Annotated in this window: 13 protein-coding genes; 4 read left to right on the top strand and 9 right to left on the bottom strand. The window is 72.6% G+C overall.

All coding sequences use genetic code 11. From position 1 onward, the window contains the following. Nucleotides 1-156 precede the first annotated feature (156 nt). On the top strand, nt 157-1,554 hold the full coding sequence (locus IE247_RS12390) for a DUF6777 domain-containing protein (RefSeq protein WP_190123078.1): 1,398 nt from the start codon (nt 157-159) through the stop codon (nt 1,552-1,554). Nucleotides 1,555-1,564: 10 nt separating this feature from the next. Here the strand turns inward: IE247_RS12390 and IE247_RS12395 are convergent, their stop codons facing one another. The 3 genes from IE247_RS12395 to IE247_RS12405 form a co-directional block, all read right to left on the bottom strand. Continuing rightward, nucleotides 1,565-2,434, bottom strand: a complete 870-nt coding sequence (locus tag IE247_RS12395) for a GNAT family N-acetyltransferase (RefSeq protein WP_190123079.1) — start codon at nt 2,432-2,434, stop codon at nt 1,565-1,567. A gap of 82 nt (nt 2,435-2,516) precedes the next feature. Then, a complete protein-coding gene (locus IE247_RS12400; RefSeq protein ID WP_190123080.1) occupies nt 2,517-4,061 on the bottom strand; it encodes an amino acid permease in 1,545 nt (514 codons plus the stop codon). 45 nt (nt 4,062-4,106) lie between these two features. Continuing rightward, nucleotides 4,107-5,063 carry a hypothetical protein gene (locus IE247_RS12405; protein ID WP_190123081.1) on the bottom strand — a complete coding sequence of 319 codons (957 nt, stop codon included), beginning with the start codon at nt 5,061-5,063 and terminating at the stop codon, nt 4,107-4,109. A gap of 395 nt (nt 5,064-5,458) precedes the next feature. Here IE247_RS12405 and IE247_RS12410 point away from each other — a divergent pair, with 395 nt between their 5' ends. Beyond that, nucleotides 5,459-5,875 (top strand): DUF6299 family protein, encoded by a 417-nt coding sequence (locus IE247_RS12410; RefSeq protein ID WP_190123082.1) that lies wholly within the window; start codon nt 5,459-5,461, stop codon nt 5,873-5,875. A gap of 70 nt (nt 5,876-5,945) precedes the next feature. On the opposite strand, the gene IE247_RS12415 is transcribed toward IE247_RS12410, so the two are convergent. Beyond that, on the bottom strand, nt 5,946-8,459 hold the full coding sequence (locus IE247_RS12415) for a SpoIIE family protein phosphatase (RefSeq protein ID WP_373305545.1): 2,514 nt from the start codon (nt 8,457-8,459) through the stop codon (nt 5,946-5,948). 199 nt (nt 8,460-8,658) lie between these two features. Here IE247_RS12415 and IE247_RS12420 point away from each other — a divergent pair, with 199 nt between their 5' ends. Beyond that, on the top strand, nt 8,659-9,582 hold the full coding sequence (locus IE247_RS12420) for a MurR/RpiR family transcriptional regulator (RefSeq protein WP_190123083.1): 924 nt from the start codon (nt 8,659-8,661) through the stop codon (nt 9,580-9,582). Between the two features lie 388 nt (nt 9,583-9,970). On the opposite strand, the gene IE247_RS12425 is transcribed toward IE247_RS12420, so the two are convergent. The 5 genes from IE247_RS12425 to IE247_RS12445 all read right to left on the bottom strand — a co-directional run bounded on the left by IE247_RS12425 (nt 9,971) and on the right by IE247_RS12445 (nt 14,594). Then, nucleotides 9,971-10,744, bottom strand: a complete 774-nt coding sequence (locus tag IE247_RS12425) for a Clp protease N-terminal domain-containing protein (protein WP_190123084.1) — start codon at nt 10,742-10,744, stop codon at nt 9,971-9,973. Nucleotides 10,745-10,817: 73 nt separating this feature from the next. Continuing rightward, nucleotides 10,818-11,291 carry an NUDIX hydrolase gene (locus IE247_RS12430; RefSeq protein ID WP_190123085.1) on the bottom strand — a complete coding sequence of 158 codons (474 nt, stop codon included), beginning with the start codon at nt 11,289-11,291 and terminating at the stop codon, nt 10,818-10,820. Between the two features lie 62 nt (nt 11,292-11,353). Next, entirely contained in the window at nt 11,354-12,955 is a 1,602-nt protein-coding gene (gene lnt / locus IE247_RS12435) for an apolipoprotein N-acyltransferase (RefSeq protein ID WP_190123086.1), read from the bottom strand. Between the two features lie 106 nt (nt 12,956-13,061). Further along, entirely contained in the window at nt 13,062-13,628 is a 567-nt protein-coding gene (locus IE247_RS12440) for a hypothetical protein (protein WP_190123087.1), read from the bottom strand. 132 nt (nt 13,629-13,760) lie between these two features. Beyond that, nucleotides 13,761-14,594 (bottom strand): glutamate racemase, encoded by an 834-nt coding sequence (locus tag IE247_RS12445; RefSeq protein ID WP_190123088.1) that lies wholly within the window; start codon nt 14,592-14,594, stop codon nt 13,761-13,763. Between IE247_RS12445 and IE247_RS12450 the strand changes: the two genes are divergently transcribed. Next, nucleotides 14,593-15,765 (top strand): glycosyltransferase, encoded by a 1,173-nt coding sequence (locus tag IE247_RS12450; RefSeq protein ID WP_190123089.1) that lies wholly within the window; start codon nt 14,593-14,595, stop codon nt 15,763-15,765. The two genes, IE247_RS12445 and IE247_RS12450, sit on opposite strands and share 2 nt — an antisense overlap.

A 15,765-nucleotide genomic window follows, 5' to 3' on the forward strand; every position in this document is an offset into this window, starting at 1 on the left:
CTGCCACGCTATGCAGCTCCGATCGGCTCCGCCCGCCGGGGAGGTCCGGATGCGCCGTCGGCTTGCGGACTCCGGGAGGCCGGGGCACACAATTGCCGGGTATATCCAGATGTGTGAGCTGTCTGGCTTCTGTTCCTACCGTGGCAGGAAGAGCCCGTGAGCGCCGAACCCCCCTCGTCCGACCGCCCCACCGGGCCCCCGTCCGGCCCTCCGTCCGGTCCGCCGTCCGGCCCGCTGTCCGGCCGGCCCGAGCGGGGGTCCGTACCGCCGCCGCCGGACCGGCCGTCCGAGCCGGAACGGCCGGGCGGTACGGGCGGTACAGGCGGTACAGGCGGTACGGGTGACTCGGGCGGCAGCGGAGGCCCGGGTGAACCCGGTGAGCCCGGTGGCGGAGGTCCGGGCGGGGCGGGCGGAGCGGCGGGCGGCGGGCCCTGGTGGCGCTCGGTCCCCAAGGTGGCGGCGATCGCGGCGGCCGTGGTGGTCGCCGTGGTGCTGGCGGTGGTCCTCACCCGTCCGGACGGCGGTTCGAAGGCCCAGAGCGAGGTGTTCCTCCAGGCGGCGGGCTCGACCGGGCCCGACCCGTACACCCCGTCCACGGCGACCGCCACCGGGACCGCCCCCTCCGACCGGCCGACGGGCTCGCCCGGGGCGGCGACACAGCCCCGGGTCACCCATGAGGTGTCGGGGTCGACGCCGGGGCTGTACGGCGGGACCCGGAATGTCGCGGGATGCGATGTGGAGAAGCAGATCGGCTATCTGACCTCGGATCCGGCGAAGAACAACGCGTTCGCCTCCGTCCTCGGCATCGGCCCCGACACCGTGCCGGACCGGCTGCGCTCCCTGACGCCGGTCACCCTCCGGCTGGACACCCGGGTGACCAACCACGGCTACAAGGACGGCTCGGCCACCGCGTACCAGGCGGTCCTCCAGGCCGGCACGGCGGTGCTGGTGAACGACCGGGGCGTGCCCGAGGTCCGCTGCGCCTGCGGCAATCCGCTGCTGCCGCCCACGGAGCTGAAGGGGACCCCGAAGCCGGTGGGCGACTCCTGGCCCGGCTACGACGCGGCGGCCGCGGTCGTCGTGCTGCCCGCGGAGCGGGCGGTGGACCGGTTCGTCCTCTACGACTGGCGGAACAAGGACTGGATCACCCGGCCTTCGGGACACGGCGACGGCGGCGGGGACCGTCCCACGACCCCGCCGACCCGGGATCCGCTGGCGCCGTGCGACTCGCCGTCCGGGGCCGGGGTGACCTGCCCGCCGCCCTCACGGCCCGGCGAGCCGTCCGGGTCCAAGTCCGCGTCGCCCGGTACGTCTCCGTCCTCCGGCGACACGGCCTCCGCCGGCCCCTCGGCTCCCGGCTCCCCCACGGCCGACTCGCCGCCCTCTCCCGAGCCGCCGGGTTCGCCGGAGCCGCCGCCGTCCCCGGCGGAGCCCCCTCCGTCGCCGGAGCCCCCGCCGGCGGTGAACTCACCGCCGCCGGAGGCCCCGGCCTCACCGGGCTACGGCACCGAGGGGACCCCGGCACCGCCCGAACCTCCCGCCGCCCCCTCGTAGTCGAGGGTTTCTAGCCGAGTTCGAGCGAGGTGACCCCGAAGATCCGCTCGGTCCGCACCTCGGGAGCCGGTCCGGTGTACATGCGTACGGTGGGGAACTGGGCCGTCAGCCCCCGGGCGGCGGCCAGCGCCCCGGCCTCCTTCTGGGTGTCGGGCATGTCGACGGCCACCGTCTCGTCCGGGCCGAGACCCGAAGTGAGGCTGTCGAACAGCGCCTCCGCGTCGGCGGCGGTGTCGGCGAAGAGCGGGCCGATCCGATGGGCGTCATGGCCCGGCCGGATGGCCCCGTAGCCGGTGACCTCCCCGTCCCGCAGCCGGACGTACGCGCTGTGCCCCGGAGCGGTGAGCCAGCGGGAGACGAAGGCGCTCCGCTCGGCGGGGAAGCAGTGGCGGTCGTACGCGGCGATCGCGTCCAGATGCTCCGGGCCGACGGGCACGGTGCCCGGGGCCACCGCTCCGGTGCGCCGGGGCCGGCCGGCGTGGCGGACGGTGCCGTACGAGGGGTGGAAGCCGGAGCGCTGGTAGTTGGCCTGCTGGGCGGGGACCGCGTCGAGGCCGACGACGCGGTTCCCGGCGTGCGGGAAGGCGGCCCGCCAGGTGGCGAGGCCGAGGCCCTTGCCGCGGAGGTCGGGGCGGACCAGGTAGTAGCCGAGGAAGGCGAAGTCGTCGGAGTAGGTGACGACGGAGACGGCGGAGACGGGCTCCCCGTCGAGACGGCCGATGAAGAAGCCCCGGGGGTCGGTGGGGTGGAAACAGGCGACATCGCCGTGCCCCGGGTTCCAGCCTTCGGCCGCCGCCCACTCGGCGATCCGGTGCCAGTCCTCGGGCGAGGCGGCGGCGACGGTCAACGGGCCGGTCTCCTGGGCGAGGGGGTCGTTCATACGGGGTGCTCCCTTTCCGCCCGGCTTCTGTCCGGGCTTTCTCTCTGCGGGCTCTGCGGGCTCTGCGGGCTCTGCGGGCTTCTCAGATGAGGTCCATGGCGGCGACTTCGTCGGGGCTGCCGTAGCTGACGGGCCCCTGGAAGCGGCGGCGGGCGGTGGTGAACCACCAGGCGGTGGCGATGATCAGGACGACCCCGAGGGCGATGGGGGCGTAGTTGAAGGTCGTCGGGGTGATCGGGGAGGCGTGCGGCAGCATGAACAGGACGCTGCTGAACACGATCCAGACCACGGCCGTCAGCGCGACGGGCTTGCCCCAGCGGCCCAGGTGCCAGGGGCCGGGCTGGAACTCGTCGCCCAGGCGCAGCCGCAGGAAGATGGGGACGCCGTAGGCGAGATAGAGGCCCACCACATTGACGCTGACAATGGCGGTGAACGCGGTGTGCGACCACCACGCGGGAGTGATCAGCACGAAGGAACACACGGCGGCCAGCCATACCGCCTTGACGGGTGTGCGTGTACGGGGCGACACCGAATGCCACAGGCGTGAACCGGGCATCGCGCCGTCGCGTGCGAAGGCGAAGATCTGACGGGTATTGCTGGTCATGTTGGCGAGTCCGCAGAACAGCATCGCGCCGATCACGATCAGCAGAAGCAGCTTGGCGGCACCGGGGCCGAGGGCGTCAATGAGAATCTGCACGGGGGGCGCCGAAGCACTCGCTGTAGCCGTGTAATCGCGGATCGCATACACCAGGGCGAGCATAAGGATCAGTCCGGCGACCGCGGAGCCTCCGATGGCGCGCATGATGCCCTTGGGAGTGTTGACGGTCGCCTTCACCGTCTCTTCCGACATGTGGAAACTTCCGTCGAACCCGGTGAACGTCCAGCTGGTCACCAGGAGTCCGAGCATCGCCGCGTACACACCGCTGCTGAAGCCGGTGCTGTTCACGAAATGCGTGGCGAACGAGGCGGATTGATGGTGCGTGGGGACCAGGACGAGAGCGAGGACGATCACCGTCATTCCGATGAGCAGCCACCACACGGAGATCCGGTTGAGGGTCGCGACGAGCTGGACGGTGTAGGTGTTGGCGAGCGCCTGAAGCAGCAGGATCACCGTGATGATGATCACCGTGCTCTGGCCGGTCACGGTGTAGGAGGGCCACTGCATGACGATGAACGCCTGGATGAAGGTGGCGGCGGCGTAGCCGGTGGCCGCCGTGCCGCCGATCTGGCCCACGAAGTTGAGCCAGCCCGTGTACCAGGACCACGCGCCCCGGTGGTGCTTGGCGAGCTTGCCCGCGGAGAAGTAGAGCGCTCCGCTCGTGGGGTAGGCGGAGGCGATTTCCCCCATGGCCGCGCCGACGAACAGAACCATGATGGAAACGCTGATCCAGCCGAAGACCAGAATGAGCGGGCCGCCCGCTCCCATGCCGAATCCAAAGGCGGAGAAGATTCCGGAGATTATGTTGATGATGGTGAAGGAGATGGCGAAGTTGTCGAATCCGCGAAATCTCCTGGTGAGCTTCCTCGGATAGCCCATCGCATGCAGTGTCGCATCGTCGTCGAGAGCGACGGAATCATCACCCTGACGGTGTTTCCGTTGCGACGGAACAGCTGTTCGCTCGGACATGGGCGCATCCTTTCCCTTTGTCTTCGGCGAGGCATGCGACGGGTCTCAGTGAGAGCTGGGAATGGGTAACCCGCATGCGCGTCTCGCCTTGGTCAGTTGTTCGTCGGGAGCCCCGAAAGCACTCCATGGCATACGAGCGGCATAAGGGCCCATGGCCAGGAGGACTTCACGCGCCTCCAATTCGCGAGAACCCATGTAAAGGGCATGGGCGAGATAGGAGAGATCGAGGACGGGGGTGAATCGGTACTCCGAGAGCCGGGGAAACCAATGGGTGTAGCTGCCGGTCGCGGTGCCCACCCACTGGGGCTGCCGCCAGGTGCGGTAGGCGAGCAGCGAGGCGGGGTCGTACTCCTCGGCGAGGGCGACGAGCGGGAGCAGCCGCAGCGCCGAGGTGGCGGGGGCGCGATGGCTGAGAAAGGTGGCGACGTCCCAGCGCGCGCTGGCCGTGCCGCCGTACCGGGTGAAGAAGAACGCGAGGAAGCGGTGGTGCGCCTCCCGGTTCCAGGGGTCGAGTCCGACGATGCGGGAGAAGACCCGCCAGGGGCCGGGCGGCGCGGTGAGCAGCCCGCGCGGGGCGGGGTCGAGGGGGCGGCGGATACGGGAGAGGGCGAGCTGGGCGACCCAGGGCGTGGGGTCGCGGGGGAGCATCCGGGCGGCCCGTTCACAGGCGGCTCTGGCTATGTCGACGAGGGTGTCGGTGTGCGGGTCGTGCCCGTCGGCGGCGCGCAGCGCCCTGAGCATCGCCACCCTCGCCCAGAGCAGGGCCGCCTCGGGACAGGGGTCCTCGCCGAGCCAGCGTTCGGCGAGATCGGAGTCGGCGGCCTCGGAGGCGAGGACCAGGGAGCGGTGGGCGCGGACCTCGAAGTCGTCGCGGCACTCCCGGAGCACTTCCTGCGCGCTGAAGTACCGGCCGGCCTGGACGTCGATGCAGGCGCGGGCCAGTCCGTGGTCGTCCGCCGCCGGATGCCACACGTACTGCCCGTCGAACGAACCAGCAGGCACGATCCCCTCCCCCGTTCCCCCGGATGACACGACACCATCCGCAGGCATTCACGCCAGCCCGATTCAGGCCGGATCACTGTGGATCACCGAACAGCGGGACCACACCCTACTCACGATCAAGTGAGAGAGAAAACACTCGTCCGAGTATCCGCCACAGTGGTTAATTGCGAGCACCGGGGGGAACTCGACAGGGGTTGGCATATGCCGCCATCACACCCGCCCCAGCGTTTCCGGACCCTCCCGTAACGAACGAATTACCTGGTTGAACCCTTCACCACCTCCTTCCGCCGACCGGCCGACAATCAGAATAGAAGGCGCATCACCCGTTCGCATGGACATACGAAACCTTCGGCACACTCGCTCGTTGGGCGAGCATGATCAACGCACGACGCACCATGCTCATTTCCGCGGCCTGCATCGCCGCCGCCCTGACCACCGCTCTGGTTCCCGGGTCGGCCGGCGCGCAATTCGCCCCGGACACCATCACCATCGCGCCCAGGGGCCAGATCGCGAAGGACGGGACCCTCGTCCTCAGCGGCACCTACCGGTGCTCGTCACTGCGGTCGGGGCCGGTCCTCATCGGCTCCAACGCGACCCAGGGCGAGGCCCGGGCCGAGATCGACGGCGCGCTGGCCACCTGCGACGACCGGGTGCACACCTGGCGCGAGACCACCGACCCGGCCGTCGGCTTCGCCCCCGGGAAGGCGCGGGGCACCGCCGCCCTCATCCATCTGGACGCCTCCCGCTCGTTCGTCCCGCTCCCCGTCATCCTCAACACCGACGACCGGGAGGTGACCCTGCGCAGAGGCTGACCCGCCCCTCCCGCCGGGCGGGGGCCGGTCACGCTCAAGCCCGGGCTCACGCACCGGCTCAAGCCCCGGCTCACGCCCAGCGGGAGGCCAGCAGCAGGGCGATGTCGTCGGGGCGGTCGGAGGAGTGCACGGCCTCGCGGATCAGACGGTCGGCGGTCTCGGCCAGCGGGATGGAGCCGCACTCGGCGAGGGCGGCGCGCAGCCGTTCGACCCCGAGGTCGATATCGGTCCCCGGCCGCTCCACCAGTCCGTCGGTGTAGAGGGCGAGCACCGCGCCGGGCTCCAGGCGCAGTTCGGTGACGGGGTAGCGGGCCTCCGGGTCGACGCCCAGGACGACGCCGCCCGCCAGGTCCAGCACCTCGGTCGGGCCGTGCGGATGGTGCAGCAGGGGCTGCGGATGCCCCGCCCGTACCGCCTGGGTACGGCCCGTCACCGGGTCGACGAGCACATAGCAGCAGCTGGCGAACTGGCCCGGATCCAGGTCGATCAGCAGCCGGTTGGTGCCGCTCATCACCTCCTGGGGATCGTGCCCGCTCAGCGCGAACGCCCGCACCGCGCTGCGCAGTTGCCCCATCGTCGCGGCGGCGGCGACCCCGTGGCCCTGGACGTCCCCGATGACCAGGGCGAGTTCCCCGCCCGTCACCACGACGTCGTACCAGTCGCCGCCGACGTCCATGCCCTGGGTGCCGGGGAGATAGCGGCCGACGGTGGTCGCGTTCCTCAGCACCGGCAGCCGGTGCGGCAGCAGGGCGTCCTGGAGCCCCCGGGCCAGGGCGGACTCGGAGTCGTAGCGCTGGGCCCGCTCCAGGGCCTGGGCGATCAGCCCGGCGAGCGCGGTGAGGACCGTGCGCTCCTCGTGGCTGAAGACGCGCGGCCGGTCGAAGCCGAGGATGCAGGAGCCCACCGGACGCCCGGAGGCGATCAGCGGCAGAAAGGCCCGCGCGCCCACATGGGCGTCCAGCGGGATCCCGGGGTACGCGGCGGCCAGATGGCGCATCGACTCGTAGAACAGCGGGCGGCCGGAGGTGAGCGTCTCGACGCCGGGCAGCCGCGCGTCGAGCGCCACACCGTCGAAGCGGTCCAGGAAGCCCTGCGGGAAGCCGGTCTCCCAGGCGAGGAAGAGATGTCTCTCGTGCAGCAGATAGATCGCCAGACCGCCGCCGCCGAAGGCCGGCAGCAGCTCCTCGGTCACCACGGCGGACACCTGGCGGGCGGTCACCGCCTCGGTCAGCGCGATGGCGAGGGCGACCGGGCGGTACAGGACGGAGGCCCGGTCCGCCGGGGCGACCAGCCCGGCGGCGGCGCCCGCCGGCTCCCCGGCGGCCTGCTCCTGTGGCGGCCCGTCCGCCGGCGCGAGGACGACGGTGACACCGTCGTGGCCGGGCTGGAGGGAGAAGGAGAGCCATTCGTCCGGCGGCCGGCGGGCGGTGAAGCCCACCGGATCGTGGGAGATCATGGCGGCCCTGAAGTGGTCCTCGAAGAGCGGCTGTCCGAGCCAGGGGAGCGCCTCCCACAGCACCCGGCCGACCAGTTCGGGCCGCCCGAGGCCCAGCGAGGTCTCGGCGCTCCGGTTGAGATGGACGATCCTGCCGAGCCGGTCGAGGGAGAGCAGGCCGCGGGTGAGCCGGTCGGTGGCCTCGGTGGTGACCGGCCCCGATCCCAGATCCAGTACAAAACCGCTCAGCGGCCCGGCGCTTCCGCCGGACGGGCCGGTCCCGCGGCCGGACAGCTCGATCAGATAGGGGCGGCCGTCGGGGCCGCAGACCCGGATCCGGCGGGTCGTCGGCAGGACCGAGGCCGCGATCTGGCGGGCGAGCGCCCAGAGCCCGAGCACGTCCTCCCCCGCCAGCCCCTCGGTGAAGGCCTCGACGGTGCCGGGGAACTCCCCCGCCGGGGAGTCGAGGATCGTGTGCGTCCCCGCGTCCGCCGCGACCTCGCCGGTGGCCAGGTCCCAGGTGAAGCGCCCCAGCCGGACCGGGGGCGTGCTGGTGGCGGGCGACTGGACGGAGACCGGATCCGCGTCCCACTCCACGCCGACACCCCGGTCCGCGAGCGTGCCCAGCGCCGCCCCGAGCCTGCGGGCCGCGTTGTGCATCCGGTGGCGGTCGCCGTTCTCGATCGGCTGTCCGGGCGTGGCCCGGCGCAGCACCGCGAGGACCCCGGCCCGCTCGCGCCCGGCGGCCACCGGCGCGTACATCGAACCGAACGGGAACGGCAGTCCCGCCATCAGCTGCGGAAACCGGCGCATGGCCTCCTCTGCGTCGGCGAGATGGACGGCGCGCCCCAGCCGGTAGGCCTCTGCGATCGGGAAGGGACGGTTCACATGCATCCGCCACCAGGGGTGGAACAGCCCCGGCGGCAGCCCGGTGAGCGCGGCCAGTCTGAGCAGCCCCTCGGTGCGGGAGCGCAGATAGATCCCGCCCGCGAAGCCGCCGACCGCCTCGACCGCGCTCACGACCGACTGCGAGAGCACCAGCTCCAGCTCGCCCGGCGGCCGCCCGCCGCTCCTGCGCGTCCCGGGCGCCGCCCCGTGTTTCCCCGGCTTGCCCGGCGGGGTGCGCCCGGCCGCGTCGTACCAGGTCACACAGCCAGCATGCCCCTTGGCCGCCGCCACGCGCATCTCCGTCGGGCGCGGATCCCGCACGGCTGCCCCCCCGGGACGGAACACCGGCGCCCGTCCCGTCCGCCATCCGAGACGGCGGACCGACGGGCTCGACCGGCGGCTCGGTTCACGGGCTCCTGGGCTATGTTGAGCGGCAGCGGGACGAGAAGGAGTGACTCCGGTGCCATCAGATCAGCAGGCACGCGCACAGGCGTCTGCGATCACCCCGGGACGGCTGTCCCCCGACGCGGAGCCCGCCCCCACCGACAGGGTTCTCGCCCTCTTCGGCGGCCACCGGCTCTCGCCGGGGCAGCGGCGGATCGCCCGGTACATCACCGACCATCTCACCGAGGCGGCCTTCCTCTCGATCACCGACCTCGCCGAGCGGGTCGGGGTCAGCCAGCCCTCGGTGACGCGCTTCGCCGCCTCCGTCGGCTTCAGCGGATATCCGGCGCTGCGGGAGGCCCTCCAGCCGATCGCGCTCTCCGCCGTCGCGCCCTCCCCCGCCCCGGACGGCCAGGACCGCCGCAACGAGCTCCAGGCAGCGATCGACGCCGAGATCGAGAATCTGGAGCAGCTGCGCCGGGGGCTCGCCGACGCCGGCCAGGTGCTCGACATCGGCCGCGAGCTGGCCCGCTCGGTGCCGCTGACCGTTCTGGGCCTGCGGATCTCCGCCTCGCTCGCCGAGTACTTCGCCTACGCGGCCCGCCGGATCCACCCCGATGTACGGGCCGTGACCCGGGGCGGCAGCGTCGCCTACGACGCCCTCCTCCAGTCCAGGGAGGCCGGCGGGAGCTGGGTGCTGGCGTTCGCCATGCCCCGGCACGCCCATGAGACCCTCGCGGCGATGCGCACCGCCCGGGCCTCCGGGCTGAAGATCGCCCTGGTCACCGATCCGGCCCTCGGTCCGCTGCTGGACGAGGCCGACGCGACGCTGACCGCCGCCACCGGGTCACGGCTGGTCTTCGACTCCTACGCGGCCCCCGGGGTGCTGTCGGCGGCCCTGCTCCAGGCGATGGCCGACGCCGATCCGCAGCGCACCCAGGCCCGGCTCGAAGGCTATGAACACGCCGCCGAACAGCACAACTTCTTCCTGGAGGAGTGAGCGGGGGACCGCCGGACGGGGGGTTTTCCGTCCACCGATGTGCATGAAATTTTTCATACCCTTGCTTACTCGACGGTATATATATTTACTGCTCTGGTACCGCCGGATCCCACGGGACACCGGTCGGCTCACGCTCACCAGGAAAGTCGGCAGCGCGCCACCATGCACTCATTCCCCCGCCACACCCCCAGCCACATCCGTCATGGCGAGCCCTCATGGGCCCCCGAGCCCTCGTGGGCCGGCTAGACCGGAGTCCGGGGAACGACGCTTCTCCTCCTCGCGTCACCCTCCGCGGCGCTCCGCCCCGCGGGCAGCTCCGACCCTGCGGACTGCCCGCACCGGCGGCCTCGGTCAACCCCTGGACCGGGGCCGCCAGAACACTCGCGGGCTAGGACTCCCCGCCTTCCTGCCCCTTCTCCTTCTTGTGAGCGGCGAGAACGGCCGCCACGAACTCCGCGATGTACGCCTCGGCGGCCGCCTTGTCGACACCGGCGCCGGTGAGCACCCCCGTACCCTCCGTACCTTCCTCCTGTTCCAGCAGTGCGAGCAGGATGTGCTCGGTGCCGATGTAGTTGTGCCCCAGCCGCAGGGCCTGGCGGTACGTCAGCTCCAGCGCCTTGCGTGCGCCCGCGTCGTACGGGATCAGCTCCGGCACCTCCTCGACGGCGACGGGGAGCGTCTCGGCCGCCGCCCGGCGGACGGCGTCCAGTGGGATGTCCTGGGCGAGGATCGCCCGGGCGGCCACGGCCTCGCGCTCGGTCACCAGTCCGAGCACGAGGTGCGCCGGGGTGATCCGCTCATTGCCGGCCGCCCGGGCCTCGTTCTGCGCGGCCATGATCACGCTCTTGGCGCGCGGGGTGAACCGGCTGAAGCCCTGGCTGGGGTCGAGGTCCTGGGCCTCCCCGCCGTCCTTCGAGACAAAGCGCTTCTGCGCGGCCTGTCGGGTGACCCCCATGCTCTTGCCGATCTCGCTCCAGGACGCGCCCGAGCGCCTGGCCTGGTCCACGAAGTGCCCGATCACATGGTCGGCGACCTCCCCGAGGTGGTCGGCCGCGACGATCGCGCCGGAGAGCTGGTCGAGGGCGCCCGAGTGGGCCGCCTTGATGGCCTCGATCAGATCGTCGAGGCGAACCGGATTCGTTGTCCGTGCGGAATTCTCCATGCGTCAACCTTAGGTTGACACACCAGGGTGCGTCAACCCTTGGTTGACATAGGGGAATCGCGTTCGAGGGCCGTCAGGCGGGCCGGAACCAGGCGGGGCCCTCCAGCTGGGCCTGCGCGATACGGAAGCGGGCGAACTCATTGAGCTCCGGCAGGGCGTCCAGGTCGAACCAGCCGACCTCCAGCGACTCGTCGTCGTTCACCCGGGCCTCGCCGCCGATCGCGCGGCAGCGGAAGGTGATGTCCATGTACTGGCACTGGTCGCCGTTGGGGTACGTGATGGGCTTGGGCAGGCCCTGGACCAGCGCCACCCGCTCGGCGACACAGTGGACCGCCGTCTCCTCGTACACCTCGCGCACGGCGGTCACGGCCGGCTCCTCGCCCGGTTCGGCGATGCCGCCGATGACCGACCAGGCCCCGTTGTCGGCGCGCCGGTCCAGCAGCACCTGGCCCCGCTCGTTGAAGACGACCGCGCTGACCCCGGGGAGGAACAGCAGTTGATGGCCGGCGGTGACCCGAATGGCCCGGATGAAGTCAGGAGTTGCCATGGCTGCGACCCTAACCGATTAATTCTGGCCCGGATTTGACCTGAATACGGGGAAGTCGGGAGCTACCCGGCGGCGGACCGCTTACGCCGCCACGCCCGCGCGGAACCCACCGCGACCCAGCCCAGCCCGCCCGCGGCCACGGCCATCAGCACGATCTCGGGAGCCACGCCGAGCCGGGTCGCCGGGGTGAGCGAGGAGCGCAGCGGCACCTCCGCGACCAGCGCGTCCGGGGTGAACATCCGGGTCCGCTGGACGATCTCCCCGTCCGGCATGATCACCGCGCTCACTCCGCTGGTGACCGGGACGACGACGGAGCGGCCGTGCTCGACCGCCCGCACCTGGGACATCGCCAGCTGCTGGTAGGTCATCTCGCTGCGGCCGAAGGTGGCGTTGTTGCTGGGTACGGAGATCATCTGGGCGCCGGCCTCGACGGTGTCCCGGGCCATGTCGTCGAAGGCCGCCTCGTAGCAGGTGACGAGGCCGACCTTGGTGCCGGCCAGATCGAAGACGCCGACCTTGTCACCGGGCCCGAAGTCGCGGCGCACCCGGTCGACGTCCGAGCTGAAGAGCCGTACGAACGAGCGCATCGGGATGTACTCGCCGAAGGGCTGCACATGGCGCTTGTGGTAGGTGTCGACCGGGCCGCGCTCGGGGTCCCACTTGATGAGGGTGTTGCTGAGCTTGCCGGTCTCGGGGGTGAGCACCGCGCCGACGGCGGTGGGGACGCCGATGGCCCGCACGGCGTCGTCGATGACCTGGCGGGCATCGGGGTTGCGGTAGGGATCCAGGTCGGAGGAGTTCTCCGGCCACAGCACGAAGTCCGGCTTGGCCACGCGGCCGGCCGCCACGTCCTCGGCGAGCTGCTCGGTGCGGCGGGCGTGGTTGTCGAGGACCGCGCGCCGCTGGGAGTTGAAATCGAGCCCCAGCCTCGGCACATTGCCCTGGATCGCGGCGACGGTCGCGGTGCCGTCCTCGGCGGAGTCGTCCACCAGCGGGAGCGCGGCGAGGGCGGCCGTGACGGGGACGAGGAGGCTGAGCAGCGCGGCGGCCAGCGGGCCGCGCGGCAGGGCGCGGGTGCGCCGGAATTCGAGGCCGCGCCGGACCGTCTCGTACAGCCCGAAACCGCACAGGACCACGGCGAACCCGAGCACGGGGGTGCCGCCCAGGGCGGCGAGCGGCAGAAAGAGGCCGTCGGCCTGCCCGAAGGCGACCTTGCCCCAGGGGAAGCCCTCGAAGGGGAACCGGGCGCGGGCCGCCTCGCCGAGGATCCAGACGGCGGCGGCGAGGACCGGCCAGAGGGGGAGCCGGGTGACGACGGCGATGCCCAGCGCGGTGAGCGCGATGAACAGCGCCTCCACGGCGGCCAGCGCGATCCAGGGCACCGGGCCGACGTCCTCGCCGGTCCAGCTGAGCAGCGGCAGCAGAAAACCGAGGCCGGCCAGGTATCCGAGGCCGAAGGCGGAGCGCGGCCGGCGGCCGTGCAGGCTCCAGGCGAGGAGGGCGAACGCGGGCACCGCCAGCCACCACAGGGGCCGGGGCGGGAAGCTCAGGAAGAGCAGCACCCCGGAGAGGGCGGCGGCCCCTGGCCGGATGAGCCGCCGCAGTGGCGAGCCGCTCGCGGCGGGGGCGGGCTGGGTGTCGACGGCGGTGATGGTGGCGCTCACCCTGCGGAGTCTACGGTGGGCGGCCGGGGGCCCTCCCGAGCGGGCCGGACGGGTGGCCGGTTGTCCGCGCCGCTGCCGCGTTCGGGTGACGGCCGGGAAGAGGGTCTCAGATCTGTGCCGGGGCGCCGGTGCCCCCGCCGGCGGGGCGGAGGAGGTCGCGGATGGCGCGTACGGCCGCCTCGGCGTCGTCCACGGTGACGGTGAAGGTCCTGCCGTCGCCCAGGGTGACGATCAGGCCCTCGCCCCGGCGCACGACGACCGCCGTGCCCTTCTCGGGGAGCCAGCGGTAGCCCCAGCCGCCCCACTGGCGCGGGGTGACGCGCGGGGCGAACTCCGCGCCCACCACGTGGGAGAGCGGAATCCTCCGGCGTGGCAGCCCGATGTGTCCGCAGCGCACCTCGACGCCGTCGCTGTCGACGCGGACCGAGACATGGACGAAGGCGAGAGTGCCGTAGAGCATCAGCAGGCCCGCCGCGACACAGCCGATCACGGACATCAGCAGCGGGACGATGCCCGAGGTCCATGAGCCGTTCACGGCCAGCTCGATGCCGAGCGTGACGCAGGCGACGCCCGCGATGGCGAGCAGCCACTGAAGGCGATTGGTCGCGCGGCCGGTCCACACCGCGGGCACGGGCTCCGCGGCGGTCGGCGGGTCGTGGGGGTGGTCCCTCATGCGAGCAGCGTACCCAGCTTCCGGCGGGTCGGCATCGAGCCTGCCGGACGGATGGCGAAACGGGTGAAAAGGGTCACAATGGGCGGCGGGCTGTGAACGATCGCCGAGTGCCGGACGAGTCGCCCGCGCCGGTCAGTGGACGGAGGGCACGGCCTGGAGGAGGCGGCCCTCGGCGTAGGCGGTCGCCCGGCCGGGCAGGCCGGACTCCCGGCCGTTGAGGAGCACGGTGAGCGAGCCGGTCGCGGCGGCGTCCGGCGCGGGCCGTGACCCGATCCGGCGCAGCGCCTGCGCCGCCACCGGTTCGGCGGAGCCGAGGAGCGCCACGGACGCCCCGACGGCGGCGCGGATGCGTTCGGCGACCAGTTCGTAATGGGTGCAGCCCAGGACGACGGCCCTTACATCGGCGGGGGTGCGCGCCGCAGCGGCGGCCACCGCCCGCTCGATCGCGGCCTCGTCCGCCTGCTCCACGGCGTCGGCGAGCCCCGGGCAGGGCACCTCCGTCACCGGGACCGAGTCGGCGAACTCGCGGATCAGACCGCGCTGGTACGGGCTGCCGGTGGTCGCCGGGGTCGCCCAGATGGCGACCGGACCGCCGCCCGCCGCCGCCGGCTTGATCGCCGGGACGGTGCCGATGACCGGTACGGAGGGCTCCAGCTCGGCGCGGAGCGCGGGCAGGGCGTGCACGGAGGCGGTGTTGCAGGCGACGATCAGCGCGTCGGGCTCGTGCGCGGCGGCGGCGCGGGCCGCCGCGAGCGCCCGCTCGGTCAGATCGGCCGGGGTGCGCGGACCCCAGGGCATCCCGTCGGGGTCGCACGACAGCAGGAGGTCGGCGTCGGGGCGCAGCCCGCGTACCGCCGCGGCTGCCGCGAGGAGGCCGATTCCGGAGTCAAGGAGCGCGATCTTCACCCGGTCACCATAGTCGACAGGGCTTGTCGGAGCCGTTCGGTGGGGCAGACTGCGGCGCATGAGCGCCCTCGCGTGGACCGCCCTCGTCTCGCTGGCCGCCTGGGGATGGCTGCTGCTGGGGACCGGCTTCTTCTGGCGTACGGATCAGCGGCTGCCGCCTCATGGGGAACCGGACTCCTGGCCGGATGTCGCCATCGTCGTGCCCGCCCGGGACGAGGCCGCCGTACTGCCCGCCGCGCTGCCCTCGCTGCTCGCGCAGGACTATCCGGGGCGGGCGGAGATCTTCCTGGTGGACGACGGCAGCACCGACGGCACGGCGGCACTCGCCCGTGAGCTGGCCGAGCGGCACGGCGGGCTGCCGCTGACCGTGGTCCGGACCGGCGAGCCGGAGCCTGGCTGGACCGGGAAGCTGTGGGCGCTGCGGCACGGCATCGCGCTGGCGAGGGCCCGGGGGCCTGAGTATCTGCTGCTGACCGACGCCGACATCGCCCATGCCCCGGACAGTCTGCGCGCCCTGGTGGCCTCGGCCCTGGCGGGCGGTCTGGACCTGGTGTCGCAGATGGCGCGGCTGCGGATCGTGAGCGGCTGGGAGCGGCTGGTGGTGCCCGCGTTCGTGTACTTCTTCGGCCAGCTCTATCCGTTCCGCCGGGTCAACCGCCCCGGCGGCCGGACGGCGGCCGCGGCGGGCGGCTGTGTCCTGCTGCGCACCGCGGCGGCCGAGCGCGCCGACGTGCCCGCGTCGATCCGGTGTGCGGTGATCGACGATGTGGCGCTGGCCCGCGCGGTGCGGCGCTCCGGCGGCCGGATCTGGCTGGGGCTCGCCGACGGCGTGGAGAGCGTACGGCCCTGTCCGCGGCTGGCGGATCTGTGGCGGATGGTGTCGCGCAGCGCGTACGCGCAGCTTCGGCACAGTCCGATCCTGCTGGCGGGGACCGTCGCCGGGCTGGCGCTGGTCTATCTGACGCCGCCGGCCGCGCTGGCCGCCGGGGCGTTCGGCGGTGACGCGGTCGCCGCCGGGGCGGGGGCGCTGGCCTGGGCGGTGATGGCGGGGAGCTATCTGCCGATGCTGCGGTACTACCGGCAGCCCGCGGCGCTGGCTCCGCTGCTGCCGTTCATCGCGCTGCTCTATCTGCTGATGACTCTCGACTCCGCCCGACTGCACCACCGGGGGCGGGGCGCGGCCTGGAAGGGCCGCGTCTATCCGCGCCCCCGGGCCGCGCCGGAGCCCTGA

Source organism: Streptomyces inusitatus, assembly GCF_014651115.1.
Taxonomy (GTDB): Bacteria; Actinomycetota; Actinomycetes; order Streptomycetales; family Streptomycetaceae; genus Streptomyces; species Streptomyces amakusaensis.